Origin of the sequence: Moraxella boevrei DSM 14165 (genome assembly GCF_000379845.1) — a bacterium.
In the GTDB taxonomy this organism is placed as follows: Bacteria; Pseudomonadota; Gammaproteobacteria; order Pseudomonadales; family Moraxellaceae; genus Faucicola; species Faucicola boevrei.
In genome coordinates this window covers 21,854-35,170 of sequence record NZ_KB903808.1, presented here as the reverse complement: position 1 = coordinate 35,170, position 13,317 = coordinate 21,854, and the positions used below count along the sequence as shown (strand labels likewise).

The 13,317-nt window shown below is 41.2% G+C and carries 10 protein-coding genes; 5 read left to right on the top strand and 5 right to left on the bottom strand.

Features of this window, described 5'->3' with window-relative positions:
- Positions 1 to 2: 2 nt before the first annotated feature.
- Together trpA and accD are read left to right on the top strand one after the other, a co-directional pair.
- Positions 3 to 821, top strand: a complete 819-nt coding sequence (gene trpA, locus A3G3_RS0109935) for a tryptophan synthase subunit alpha (protein ID WP_019520368.1) — start codon at positions 3 to 5, stop codon at positions 819 to 821.
- Positions 822 to 917: 96 nt separating this feature from the next.
- Positions 918 to 1,826 carry an acetyl-CoA carboxylase, carboxyltransferase subunit beta gene (accD, locus tag A3G3_RS0109930; RefSeq protein ID WP_019520367.1) on the top strand — a complete coding sequence of 303 codons (909 nt, stop codon included), beginning with the start codon at positions 918 to 920 and terminating at the stop codon, positions 1,824 to 1,826.
- Between the two features lie 47 nt (positions 1,827 to 1,873).
- On the opposite strand, the gene A3G3_RS0109925 is transcribed toward accD, so the two are convergent.
- Positions 1,874 to 2,509, bottom strand: coding sequence for a glutathione S-transferase family protein (locus A3G3_RS0109925; RefSeq protein ID WP_019520366.1), 636 nt, complete (start codon positions 2,507 to 2,509; stop codon positions 1,874 to 1,876).
- Between the two features lie 171 nt (positions 2,510 to 2,680).
- A complete protein-coding gene (locus A3G3_RS0109920) occupies positions 2,681 to 3,811 on the bottom strand; it encodes a 4-phosphoerythronate dehydrogenase (protein WP_019520365.1) in 1,131 nt (376 codons plus the stop codon).
- Between the two features lie 215 nt (positions 3,812 to 4,026).
- On the opposite strand from A3G3_RS0109920, the gene gltS reads away from it, so the two are divergent.
- Positions 4,027 to 5,271, top strand: coding sequence for a sodium/glutamate symporter (gltS, locus tag A3G3_RS0109910; protein ID WP_019520363.1), 1,245 nt, complete (start codon positions 4,027 to 4,029; stop codon positions 5,269 to 5,271).
- Positions 5,272 to 5,351: 80 nt separating this feature from the next.
- Here the strand turns inward: gltS and A3G3_RS0109905 are convergent, their stop codons facing one another.
- Positions 5,352 to 8,285, bottom strand: coding sequence for a hypothetical protein (locus A3G3_RS0109905; protein WP_019520362.1), 2,934 nt, complete (start codon positions 8,283 to 8,285; stop codon positions 5,352 to 5,354).
- Positions 8,286 to 8,545: 260 nt separating this feature from the next.
- On the opposite strand from A3G3_RS0109905, the gene A3G3_RS0109895 reads away from it, so the two are divergent.
- Entirely contained in the window at positions 8,546 to 9,943 is a 1,398-nt protein-coding gene (locus A3G3_RS0109895; RefSeq protein ID WP_156802152.1) for a 3-deoxy-D-manno-octulosonic acid transferase, read from the top strand.
- Positions 9,944 to 9,959: 16 nt separating this feature from the next.
- Here the strand turns inward: A3G3_RS0109895 and hemB are convergent, their stop codons facing one another.
- Positions 9,960 to 10,964: a porphobilinogen synthase gene (hemB, locus tag A3G3_RS0109890; protein ID WP_019520359.1), complete on the bottom strand. Its 1,005-nt coding sequence runs from the start codon at positions 10,962 to 10,964 to the stop codon at positions 9,960 to 9,962.
- 152 nt (positions 10,965 to 11,116) lie between these two features.
- On the opposite strand from hemB, the gene A3G3_RS0109885 reads away from it, so the two are divergent.
- Positions 11,117 to 11,704, top strand: a complete 588-nt coding sequence (locus tag A3G3_RS0109885; protein ID WP_019520358.1) for a thioesterase family protein — start codon at positions 11,117 to 11,119, stop codon at positions 11,702 to 11,704.
- A 71-nt stretch (positions 11,705 to 11,775) separates the two neighbouring features.
- Here A3G3_RS0109885 and A3G3_RS13640 read toward each other — a convergent pair whose 3' ends face one another.
- A complete protein-coding gene (locus A3G3_RS13640; protein ID WP_019520357.1) occupies positions 11,776 to 13,260 on the bottom strand; it encodes an efflux transporter outer membrane subunit in 1,485 nt (494 codons plus the stop codon).
- Positions 13,261 to 13,317 lie beyond the last annotated feature (57 nt).

The window sequence follows — 13,317 nt, the reverse complement described above, 5'->3', positions numbered from 1 at the left end:
TTATGACCAGAATTGAAACCACTTTTACAACTTTAAAACAGCAAAACAAAAAAGCCCTAATCCCCTATATTATGGCAGGCGATCCAAATCCGACCGTCACGGTGGAGCTAATGCACGAGCTAGTATCGGCAGGGGCGGACATTATTGAGGTTGGCTTGCCATTTTCCGACCCTATGGCGGACGGGCAGGTCATCTCATTGGCTGGCGAGCGGGCGTTGGCGGGCGGTACAAGTACCACCCAAGCCGTGCAAATGGTGGGCGAATTTAGAAAATCCAACGCCACAACGCCAGTTCTGTTAATGGGCTATTTAAACCCTGTGGAGATTATTGGTTATGATAAGTTTCTGGCGTTGTGCGAGCAAAATGGCGTGGACGGCTTGCTACTCGTGGACTTACCGTCCAATGAAACGGACGATACGCTGTCCAAAAAACTTAGCGATAAGCATATCAATCAGATTTTTTTACTTGCCCCCACCACCCAAAAAGACCGCCGTCAAGCGGTATTAAAGCACGGTACAGGCTTTATTTATTATGTGTCAGTCAAGGGCGTAACAGGCTCAAAGGCGTTGGATACTGATGAAGTGGCAAGCCAAGTTCAAGCGATTAAGGCGGATACCGATCTGCCTGTTTGTGTGGGTTTTGGGATAAAAGACGGTGCAAGTGCAAAGGCGGTTGCCAAATTTGCAGATGGGGTAATTGTGGGTAGTGAACTGGTTAGGCATTTTGCTGATGTTGGTAATGACAGTAAAAAAATTGAACAGGCAAAAGTAAATATCGTGGCAAAAATGCGTGAGTTGAGAGAGGCGATTGATAATTTGTAATGACTTAAAATAGCAATTTTTATCAAAATCGGTTAAGATAAGCGATAAAATTTAGTTTATAACTGTAAACTTATTTTACCAAACAAGGATAAAATCATGACAAACGACGCAACGACCGATAGCCAACCGCAAAGCGACTTTGCCAATACATGGCTTAATCGCCCTTTACCGACCATTAAGCCAAAAAGCAAACAAATATTGACAGCCGTTGAAACCGAACCATCCACCCAATGCCCAAATTGCCACGCCATTAGCACCAATACGGTGTTAAATTTTAACAGTTTTGTCTGTCCTCATTGCGAAGAACACATGAGCATGACCGCAAGCAAACGCTTGGAATGGTTTTTTGACCAAATGGATAACGAGTTGGGCAAAGACTTGGTAACGGGTAATCCGCTAGGCTTTGTGGATAGCAAACCGTATCCAAAACGTCTTGCCGAAGCTGAGCAAAAAACAGGTAAAACCGAAGCCTTAATCGCCATGACAGGCAAATTAAAAAATTTGGACGTGGTGGCGTGTGCCTTTGATTTTGGGTTTATGGGTGGCTCAATGGGGTCAGTCGTGGGCGACCGTTTTGTGTTGGCAGGCGAGACCGCACTCAAAGAACGCAGCCCCCTTGTTTGCTTTGCCGCAAGTGGTGGGGCGAGAATGCAAGAAGGCTTGTTGTCGCTCATGCAAATGGCTCGCACATCGGCGGTAATTGAACGGCTCAAACAAGCTGGCGTGCCTTACATCGTGGTTTTGACCAATCCTGTGTACGGAGGCGTAACCGCAAGTCTTGCGATGCTTGGTGATATTCACATTGCCGAGCCAAAAGCGATGATTGGCTTTGCAGGCAAACGTGTGATTGAACAAACGGTGCGTGAAGTGCTAGATGAACCATTCCAACGAGCCGAATTTTTGGCGGAACATGGCGTGGTGGATATGGTGGTGCATCGTTTACAGCTAAAAGATACCATTTATCGGTTATTAGATAAATTAAGTTTTTATCGTAAATATGCTTAATAAAAAAGGTGTTAATCACGCTAATTAACACCTTTATTTGTAACAATTTACAAAGTTTGTAAATCTTCTTCTGCCAAAGCTTGCAGAACAACTTTATTTTGTTCAACGGCTTTGATAAATTTCACAATATTTGTATATTGGCTAAAATCCACTTGTTTGGCAGTCGCCCACCGCAAAATCACATACAAATACATATCAGCAACCGTAAACTCACCATTTAAAAAATCTTGATTTTCTAACTGTTGATTTGGGATTGTCAACAGATTTAAAAAATTGGTGGTTGCTTGTTGAATGGCTAATGGGTAGGCTGTCTCATCAGCAACCACTCTGGTAGGGTTAAAAATCGGTGCAAAAGATTTGTGCAAATCTGCATTCAAAAAACTTAACCAATATTGGGTTTTTGCTAATTTCTGATTATCGCCTGTGCCAAAAATTTTTGCATTGGGAAATTGTTTGTCCAAATAGCTCAAAATCGCCAAATTCTGCGACAAACTAAATTCCCCATCTTGCAAAACAGGCACAGAGCCTTGTGCGTTGATTACCAAAAATTCTGGGCTTGCTAGATTTTCACGGCTAACGCTGATGATTTCGTAGTTAATATTATCACTGTGTTTCGCCATAACTAAAGCGGTATGCGGTACAAGTGAGCAAGCCCCTTGTAAAATATAGAGTTTTAAGCTCATGATGATCTCCTTTTTTAATAAGATAATTTAATAAAGATAACTATTTTCAGCATTATTTGGCTTATTATGCACCGAAATTCTTTAATTGTGTTAAAAAAATGTGAGATATTTTGTAAAGATAGTTTGTAATACTTTTTCTGCAAATTTTTAAACCATTTATATTATGAAAATTTACGCAAAATATGCTTGCCATTCTCGGCGTAGCGGATAATCTTTGCGTAATTGGTCAAAATCTTTTCCTGACACATCAGGCGTTGCCACTGCTCGCAGTTTGGTATTATCTGCATAAATATTGTATATTTTATCAATATTATCTAATAACTGTTCTTTTTCATACTTATCCAAAGCTTGTAAGTTTTTGAATTTTTGATAAAAACTTTGTGAAAATTGATTTGAGAATAAAGATGTTTCTTTGGGTAGGAATTGCTCAAAATTCACGCTAATTGGTTGTTGTAAATGTTCACATAACGCATCGTAAATCATCTGTGTGCCACGCAATTTGCCTTCTAGCGTGTAGCCTGCAATGTGCGGTGTGGCTAGACGACAGTGGTGTAACAAAGTATCGCTGATTTGAGGTTCATGTTCAAAAACATCAAGCACCACGGTTTGCGGATTTGCCAAAATATCTGCCTGTGCCAACACTTCGCCACGAGCAGAGTTGACAATTAAGGTATGGGGCTGAATTTTTTGCCAATTTTGACTAGTCATCAAATACCGATAATGGGTCGGATAGGGGCTGTCATCGGCATGGGTTAACGGTACATGAAAGCTAATAACATCGCTTTGTCTTAATAATTTATCAAGATTTTGTTGATAATTTGCTTGCGTATCTTTTGCCAAAAAAGGATCAATGCCTAACACTTGCCAGCCCAATAATTGTGCATACCTTGCCAATGTTCCGCCAATATTGCCTAGCCCAACAATCCCCAATTTTATCGGCTGAAATAGATAATCAGGGTGCAAAGCCAAAATCGCCGTCAGCACATACTGGGCAACCGAATGTTTGCTACACCCTGACGCATTGGCAAAACGGATGCCACGCTGTAGCAAATAGTCACTTTCCACATGGTCAACGCCAATGGTCGCCGTACCGATAAATTTTACGTTGGTATTATTTGCTAACAAATTGGCGTTAATCGGTGTTACCGAGCGGATAAGTAACGCATCAGGCTGATAATTTGCCAACATTTCTGCGGTAATTTCTCGCCCTGCGACTGTTATTAACTCAATATTTTGCCCAAGCGTATTGGGATTAAAAAAATCGTGCAAATGAGCAATATTGTAATCAGCAATAATTTTCATCAAGGGTTCGCCTTAAATATTTAAAAAAAAGTTGGGTAATTTAAAAGAAAATTGTCATAAAAACCATAAATTTTGTAAAAATCTAGCAAAAATACTGTAATTTTTTTGCCATTTATGCCAAAATACGGTACTTTTGTCTTGATTTTCATGATTTGAAAAATTTTACATCGTTTTTTCGAATAATTTTATTAAAAATACAGAAAATAGGTGATTTTATGAGTGAACCGATTGTTGTAAATGGTTATTATACGCTGATTTTGGCGACGATTGTATTGCTATTGGGCAAATTTATGGTGAAACGCATCAAGTTTTTGTCAGATTTCAATATCCCTGAACCTGTCGCAGGTGGTTTGGTCGCTGCGGTGGTGGTTTATTGTTTAAATGTATTTGGTGGTTATAGCTTTAACTTTTATAAAGAGTTGCAAACAGCTTGTATGTTGATGTTTTTTGCCTCAATTGGGCTAAGTGCTGACTTTGGGCGTTTAAAAGCAGGTGGTACACCATTGATAATTTTTACCGTGTTGGTATCGGCATTTATCATTTTACAAAATGGCGTTGGCGTGGCGATGGCGTCCATGCTTGGGCTTGAGCCGTTAATGGGTTTGGTGACAGGTTCAATCACTTTGACAGGCGGTCATGGCACGGCAGGGGCATGGGGTCCAATTTTGGAAGAAAAATACGGCGTGGTTGGTGCGACAACGCTTGGGATTGCCTGTGCGACTTATGGTCTGGTAGCAGGTGGTCTTATCGGCGGTCCTGTGGCAAAACGCTTGGTGCAAAAACTTAATGTGCAACCGATGAGCGTTGAAGAAAAAACACAGATTAACAAAGAAAATCACTCGGACAATCTGTCTGTACCTGATAGCGAGATGTTTGAAAAACCAAGCCATGTGCGTCTGATTACCGCCAACTCAACCATTGAAACCTTGGCATTATTCGCAGCGACTTTGGTGTTTGCTGATTTTATGACAGGCGTTGCCAAAGGTACGGCGTTTGAATTACCAACCTTTGTTTGGGCGTTGGGTGCAGGTGTGGTACTACGTAATGTGTTAACCACGTTTTTTAAATTTGATATGTTTGACCGTGCGATTGACGTGTTTGGTAATGCTGCCTTGTCATTATTTTTGGCAATGGCGTTAATGTCGCTCAAACTATGGGAGTTGACTGACCTTGCTGGCCCTGTGCTAGTGATTTTGTTGGTGCAAACGGTGGCGATGATTTTGTTTGCTTATTTTGTTACCTTTAAAGTGATGGGTTCAAATTATGATTCAGCCGTCCTATCAGCAGGGCATTGCGGTTTTGGCTTGGGTGCAACGCCGACTGCGGTGGCAAATATGCAATCTATCACCGACCGTTACGGTGCATCACACAAGGCGTTCTTGATTGTGCCAATGGTGGGGGCGTTCTTTGTGGATATTGTTAATGCGACGGTATTACAATTGTTTACCACAATTTTATAAAAAATAAATTTAGTTATATTAAAAAAAAGGGTTTTTAATAAACCCTTTTTTTATGCCAATTTTTGCTAATTTTTGATAAGTTATTTCATTAAACTTGCCATAATTAACGCCAAAATTAGTACAACCGCTACCACACCACTAATCAGGTATAATTTACGCTCTTTGTCTTTATCGGTCGTGGATAGGCTAGAGGTTAGGCGAGCTTGGTTAGCTAATAATTGTTGTTGTAACTCAGGCGTTAGCACAACTTTTTGACTGTCGTTTGTCGTTGGGGTAGGCGAAGTGATTGGTATTTGTGTGGTTTGAATTAGGGGAGTTGATGATGGATTTGCCGTTGCCAAATGTGTACTTTTGCTTGTCATAGCTTCACGGATAATCGTTTCGCTTGGCGGTACGTTAGGTTTTGGTGTTGGTTGATTGATTGACTTAAATCTTGGATATAACCGATTTTCTAAGGCTTTATCTCGTTGCATTTGATTGATTTTTTCAGCGATAAGGGGTGGGGAAACCGTTAAATTTTGCCCTGATTGTTCCAAACCTTTTGCCAACCAATATTGATAAAACTTTTCGCCAAAGTCATCTTTCTTTTGCCAGAAAATACTCGGCAACGCCATAATTCGCCCTGTTTCTAGCGGATTGGCTTGTTGATTAATGATAATTGGTAACATCGGCAAGCTCATCATCGCATTGGGTAAATGCGGTCGCCAAACCCATACGCTACTGATTTTAAAAGAATTATTATTGTTGTTACTGCTCAAAGATGATGGATAAGCGTGGGCAAAAATCCGTGAACGCTCATCTTGCAAGTGCATGGCAAAAAAGGCTTGGTCAGGGGGTAATTGGTCTAATTGGGCAAAATCCTGCTGTGCCAACGCTCGTAACGGCTCGGCAAGGGCCAATAATTGCTCAACGGATGTTTGCCCTGTTGGGTCGTACAAAATCTCTGCGGTGTATAAGTTTTCGCTATTAAAGCCTTGCTGTTCGTCGGCTTGCGACAACGTTTTATCCGCCTGTAGTACCACGCCCCACACCACTTTGCCATAGCGATACAGTTGGGCGGTGGCTTGGGCTTGGCTAAGCAGTTCATCATTTAATAGTTGATGTGGGGCGAACACTTGCAAATAACCCCGCTCGGTGGGGTTGATATCGAGCACATATTTGGGCAAATCAAACCCCTGCCATTGTACCTGTGCCACGTCAAACTTGGGGGCTTTTACATTGACACCAATAGCCGATTGTGCTTTATTTGTCGGTACAAATAGTTCGATAGCGAGTTGATTTACAAGGGATTTTTGTTGGTTTTTTTGTTCAATCGGCGTTAACGCCCAATTATCATTCACCGTTGCCAACTTATCTAGCCAATAATCTGCCCATTGTGCGTTGAGCAATTTTATCGGTGCTAAGGCTTGGTATAATTGATAGAGAAAGGCTTGAATATAAACAAGATTTTCTTCATTTTCGTCTAAGTTATTTTCATCTAAGTTATTTTGATTGCTCACAAATGGAAAAATCGCAAAATCACCACCTAACCGATACGGAAACACCAATGCCAGTTGCAATGCAGGTTGCACACAGCGTAAATCCAAGCGTAACGCAGGCTGTCGCCCTGTCGGTAGGTTCGCCACCATTGGATAGCAACCAATCAATATCGGTGAAAGTTCTTGATATTCTTGCATCTTTTGGTGAAAGTCGCTCAAGACTTGGGCGTCATCACCTTGGTTTAACAGTTCAATTTTAGGTTGATAACAGTTATTTACCGACTTTTGTAAGCTAAAAATCAACGGTTTTGGCAATTTATGTTGGCTAATACTCGTCATTTGTTGACTTAAGATTTTTACCAAAGCGGTTAAACTTTGTTGCCAATTTGTCGGTAAATCGGTAATTTTTTGTGGATTTTTTCTAAATTGATTGTTTAATTTAGTTTGTGAAAAAACATGAAATTGACTGGCGTTTTGGGCGTGAATGTGTTGATAAAATGTGACGGTGGTACTTGGAAAATTGGGGGCAATGCCAAACAAATGATTGGTAATGACCAACATCGGCGTGCGATAATGATTTTCCATGAGTAATATAAAGTGATTTTCCAAACTGTCGCTAAAATCATCACCCAACAGCCCTGCCATTTGCTCAAAATTTGCCCATTTTACCGCTACATTTGCCAATCGGCTCGCCGTCATACCCACATAAAACCCGAGTAAATAACAAAATTTTTGGTAAGGTGGGTTTTTAATAAAATTTTGGTAATTAATTTGATGGTTAGCCAATTTTTGTTGGATATTGCTTAAAATTTTATCCAAATTTATCAAACTTTGTTCGCTATAATCAAAATTTAACCCTTGTAATTCGGCAAAAAAGCCAATCTGCGGGTCAAGTAATTTGCCCGTTTTGACTTTGGCAAGGTATTGATACGCCACATGGTTGGGTTCGCCAAACAGATGGACTTGGGTTTTTTCAAAAATCGCTGACTGCATGGCATGGATAAATTCGACTAATTCATTGTTTAGCTCATCGGTCGACGTATCTGGTAAGAGCAAGCGTTCCACCACGACGAGTGGTTGGCAGTACACATCACCGATTTTGGCAATCAGCGAATTACCAAAGTTTGGTTCTAGTTGAAAATTGGTGTTATGTCTTTGATTTTGCAAAGAAATTTGTTGCAAGGCTTCTGGATAATCATACCAGTGAATGGCTTGGTCGGTTTGGCGTGCCAAATATTCGCCCAAATAACTGGCAATCGCTACAAGCAACGCCTTTCCGCCTTGTTGTGTATAGATTTTGTTGGCGGTCATGCCTTTTTGTTGCAATAATTGACAAAATTTTTGCAAATGGGCTAGGCTCGTTGGGCTAAAATCAAAGTGGATTTTATGCAGTTGGGGTAACAAAAAAAACGCAAAACTCGGCGTTTGTTTATCGGTTAAACAAGCTAATAACGTGTAAATTTGGTTGCTAAGTTGATTGGTAATTTGGTTAGCTTGGTTGCTATTTGGGTTGTTTTGAACGTTGGTGGTTGACACGGTCTGCCCTTTTACGCTTTGCTTTTTGTATTTGTGTCATTTTACACAAAAACTTAGCATTGCACAAAATAAAAATAACAAAAGGTAAAAATAGTAAAAGGTAAAATAGTAAACGTGTCTTGAGCAAAAAACTGATAAAAAATAGAGAAACAATTTTTTGTAAATCGTGCATTTTGTTTGCTATTTGGGAGCGTATTTTTTACAATAGCAGTTTTGATTTTTTCCAAAAATTGTCCCCAAAAAAACGTCCGAACATTGCTATGAAAATCCCCAGTTATTACCGCCTGTTAATGGCAATTTTAAAACCGATGTATCAACTAAAGTTGGTATTTTCTAAAACCTTATCACAAGAAACCGAACAAAGGTTTGGTAAATCTTATCCGCCCATTCGCACCCAAAAACCGATAATTTGGTGTCATGCTGTGTCGCTTGGTGAAACCAATACTGCCGAGCCGATTTTGCGGGCGTTACTTGCCAAACAGTATGCGTTGTGGATTACCAACACCACGCATACAGGTTTTGCAAGGGTTGAACAATTATTTACCAATGAAATACAAAACGGTGATGTGTATCACAGTTTTGTGCCTGCTGATACTGAGAATATTGTGGCGAATTTTTTAAACCATGTCAATCCGATTGGGGCATTGTTTATTGAAACTGAATTATGGGCGACCACTTTATCCGCTTTGGAACAACGTCAGATTGCTAGTATTTTGGTGAATGGGCGTTTGTCGCAAAAATCGTTTCACGGTTATCAACGTTTTGCCAAATTAAGCGAAAGCATGATGGATAATATCAGCCTAATTATCGCTCAAGATGCTGACTCTGCCAAACGGTTTCGGCAGTTGGGGGCGACTAGCGACAAAATTCGCATTGCCAACTCGTTAAAATGGTCAAGCCAAATTAATCCTGTGATGTTAAGCCGTGCCAAGGCATTGGCGGAAAATTGGCAAATGGGAGAACGTACCGTAATCGTGGCAAGTAGCACCCACGCAGGGGAAGAAAGTCAAATTTTGACGACTTTTCAAGCATTAAATACGAAATTTTTGGCAAAAAAATTGCTGTTAATTATCGTGCCACGCCACCCAGAACGCTTTGATGAAGTGGCGACCTTAATCCAGCAAATGACTGGCAAATCCGCTGTTCGTCGTAGCCAAAACCAAGTGCCGAGCCTTGATGATAGTGTATATTTGGCGGATAGTATGGGTGAGCTTGGGATGTGGTATGCGTTGGCGGATATGGCGTTTGTCGGTGGTTCGTGGGTAGATGTGGGTGGGCATAATCCGATTGAGTCGGCAATTGTTGGCAAGCCTGTGATTATGGGGCAATATACCCAATCTTGTCAACAAGTCGTGGACAAATTACAAGCGGTCGGTGCGTTGGAGCAGGTGCAAAATGAGACGCAACTACAACAGGCGTTTGAACGTTGGTTACAAGATAATGAGTTGGCTCAGCAAGCAGGGCAGGCAGGGCAACAGCTTGCCGAGTCGTTCCAAGATGCGACCAATCAGCAGTTAGCCATGATAGAGCAATGTTTGGGCGATAACGAACAATACCGCATTGCCACCGAAGTGCGAATGTTGGATAATGCGAACCTTGATGACAATGCGAATGCTAAACGGCGTAAAATTTTGATTGATGATTTTGAGAATGAATGATTTTTAAGCCAAATATTTAACCATTTAATTTTTTCGCTGCATCCATCGCAAAATAGGTCAAGATACCGTCCGCCCCTGCTCGTCTAAAGCCTAACAAACTCTCCAAAATCACCGCATCAGTTAGCCAACCATTTTCAATAGCCGCCATGTGCATGGCATATTCGCCTGATACTTGATAAGCAAAAGTTGGTACGCCAAACGTGTCTTTGACTTCTCGCACCAAATCCAAATACGGCTGACCGGGTTTTACCATGACCATATCTGCCCCTTCTTGAATGTCTAATGCCACTTCATGCAACGCTTCTGCTCGGTTGGCAAAATCCATTTGGTATTGTTTTTTGTGTCCGCCTTTGAGATTACCGCTACTGCCGACCGCATCACGAAAAGGGCCGTAATACGCAGATGCATATTTGGCAGAATATGCCATGATTGCGGTATTGACAAAATTTTCGCTATCCAATGCTTGGCGAATTGCCCCAATCCGTCCGTCCATCATGTCGCTTGGTGAAATGATATCTGCTCCTGCTCGTGCGTGGCTAAGTGCTTGTTTTACCAACACATCAATGGTTTTATCATTGGTAACATAGCCTGTTTCGTCAAGCAAGCCGTCCTGTCCATGACTGGTATAAGGGTCTAAGGCAACGTCCGTCATAATCACCATTTCAGGCACGGCGTCTTTTAACGCTTTAATGGCGGTACAGGCAAGCCCGTTTTCATCATAGGCATTTTCGGCGGTTGGCGTTTTTAATTTGGGGTCAATCACAGGAAATAGGTCAATCGTGGTAACGCCAAGACTGAATAATTGTTTGGCATAATCAATTAACAAATCCACACTCATTCGCTCAATATTTGGCATACTGGCGATAGATTGACGCTCATTTTTGCCGTCTAAAATAAAGACAGGGGCAATCAAATGTTTAGGCTCAAGGTGGGTTTCTTGTACCATGCTTCGGATATTGTCGTTAAAACGCAAACGGCGTAGGCGAGTAGCAGGGAATGAGCGGTTAAAAATATATGACATCATTTTTCCTTATTAAACGTTGAATTTAAAAAAGATTAATAGTTCTAAGATTTTCGTAAATAAGCAATAGCATTTTAGCCAAACGCTTGTATAATATTGCCTATTGTACCATTAATTTGGTATTTATTATGCTAAAAAATATAGGAAAAACGATGTCAAAATTAACTACCGCTATTCATCAGATTGATTTTATTGATAAAAAAGACGAACACTCTGATATTGCCAATGAGCAGGAAATCAGCGAATGTTTACAACTACCTGCAAAACCTGTAATGACGTTAAATTTGAGTGAAAATTTGGACAAAATTGGCGAACAACTTGCCGAAATCATGAGTTGCAGTCCTTTTTTAAAATTAACCAACACTTGTTTTAATTTTGATAAAGGCGATAAAACTTTTACTGCTACGACCACCGCCACCCCAGATTTAATCGGTAATGCCAGTTATCAGATTTTACACGGTGGCGTGTCGGCAACCGTACTAGATACGCTTGGTGGATTGATTGCGATGTACGAGATTTTACGCCGTGAGCAGGATAGTTTTGATGAGCGAGTGGCAAAGGCGACTCGAGTGGCGACTGTGGATTTACGCATTGATTATTTGGCGGTAGGGCGTGGGGCGTTTTATGTGGCGACTGGCGAGATTATGCGTATGGGACGTAAGGGCTGTACGGTGCGAATGATGTTCGTTGATGACAATGATAAGCCGATTGCTCATGGCATTGCCAGTTATACGTTTTGATTTGACAAAAAATAAGCTGGATAGATATCCAACTTATTTTTATAAAAATTTAAATGACGGATAAATAACAGTTATTTATCCGCTTTTGCTCTTGTAACTTTTTCGTTAATCGGTGTTTCCAATATAACATCACGACTTGCTCCACCACCTAGCACTTGGTATAGCTCAATTTGGCTATTAATCAATGTTTGTTCGGCATTTAACAGACTTTGCTCAGCGTTAAACTGATTGCGTAACGCATCTAACACACCAAGATAATTGTCTAATCCTGCATTAAAACGAGCGTTGGCAATGTTAAAGTTTTTATTATTGGCTTGTTTCATGCTTTGATAGGCGTTGATTTGTTGGTTGATGGTGGCACGAGTAGCAAGTACGTCATTTACTTCTTTAAAGGCAGTCTGAATAGACTTTTCATACGCACTTAATGCAAGTTGCTCATTTACTTCGCTCACTTCGTATTGCACGCCAAGATTACGGTTAAAAATCGGTACGCTAATCGCTGGCGTGATGCCCCAGTTAAACGTGCCTGATGAGAATAAATCGCTCAAATCTGTACTTGCTGTACCTGTGGTTGCCGTCAAACTAATGTTTGGAAAAAAGTTGGCACGAGCGACAGCAATGTCTGCTCCACGGGCTTTGAGCGTATGCTCGGCACTACGTAAATCAGGGCGATAAAGTAACAAATCACTTGGCAAGCCTGTGCTAAAAATTTGGTTGTTGGTGATTTTTCGTACAGGGGTTTTTGGCAATAAGGCAGGGTCAAACGCCGTGCCGACTAATTGGCGTAATGCGTTTTGGTTTTGCAGTAGGGCAGTTTGGGCGGTGGCAATGGCAACTTTGGCAGAATCAACTAATGTTTGGGCTTGTACGCTGGTTAATTCTGAGTCCAAACCTGCTTTAAAACGTTGGCGGTTAATGCGTAATGATTCTTCGCGGTTTTTTAAAGTTTCAATGGCAAGTTGTAGTTTTGCTAAATTATAACTGTAGGCAACGTAGCTTTTGGCAACGGAGCTGATAATGGTGATTTGAGCGGTGTCTTTGGCAAAAGCGGTGGTAAGATAAGTTTGCAAGGCTGACGCTTTAGCGTTGGCAATTTTTCCCCAAAAATCAAACTCATATGCTGACATCGCAAGGTTCACCCGATAGCTTTCGCTTGGGTTTTTGTCTTGGGCTTCAGTTGCACCGTAGCCGATTGTGCCTGTTGTACCGACCGTTGGAATGTTGCTGTTATCGGTAATTTGGTAGGTGGCACGGGCTTTTTGAATGTTCAAAATCGCCGTGTCCATGTCTTTGTTATTTTCTAGGGCTAGGGCGATAAGCTGTTTTAGATTGGCATCGCTGTAAAAATCTTGCCAACGCTCGCTTGCGATACTCGGTAGGTTGGCACTGCTCGTGGTGGTGGTGTCGTACACGTTATATGGCGTATTGGTTGGGATGTTGGGTTGAGCGACAACAGGTTCGGTTTTGGCTTTTGGAATGGCTTGACAAGCGGTCAAACTAATTGCCAAAATGCTTAGGCTTGCAATTTTGAAGGGGTTTAAGGTTGTTATTTTCATAAAATTTTCCTGTAAACAAAGGGAAAAATATTGGGAAAATGGTTTAACAGATTAGTT

Bases quoted from the DNA above. Each gene is read 5' to 3' on its own strand.
- trpA (WP_019520368.1), top strand. From the start codon at position 3: ATGACCAGAATTGAAACCACTTTTACAACTTTAAAACAGCAAAACAAA.
- accD (WP_019520367.1), top strand. From the start codon at position 918: ATGACAAACGACGCAACGACCGATAGCCAACCGCAAAGCGACTTTGCC.
- A3G3_RS0109925 (WP_019520366.1), bottom strand. From the start codon at position 2,509: ATGAGCTTAAAACTCTATATTTTACAAGGGGCTTGCTCACTTGTACCG.
- A3G3_RS0109920 (WP_019520365.1), bottom strand. From the start codon at position 3,811: ATGAAAATTATTGCTGATTACAATATTGCTCATTTGCACGATTTTTTT.
- gltS (WP_019520363.1), top strand. From the start codon at position 4,027: ATGAGTGAACCGATTGTTGTAAATGGTTATTATACGCTGATTTTGGCG.
- A3G3_RS0109895 (WP_156802152.1), top strand. From the start codon at position 8,546: ATGAAAATCCCCAGTTATTACCGCCTGTTAATGGCAATTTTAAAACCG.
- hemB (WP_019520359.1), bottom strand. From the start codon at position 10,964: ATGTCATATATTTTTAACCGCTCATTCCCTGCTACTCGCCTACGCCGT.
- A3G3_RS0109885 (WP_019520358.1), top strand. From the start codon at position 11,117: ATGTCAAAATTAACTACCGCTATTCATCAGATTGATTTTATTGATAAA.
- A3G3_RS13640 (WP_019520357.1), bottom strand. From the start codon at position 13,260: ATGAAAATAACAACCTTAAACCCCTTCAAAATTGCAAGCCTAAGCATT.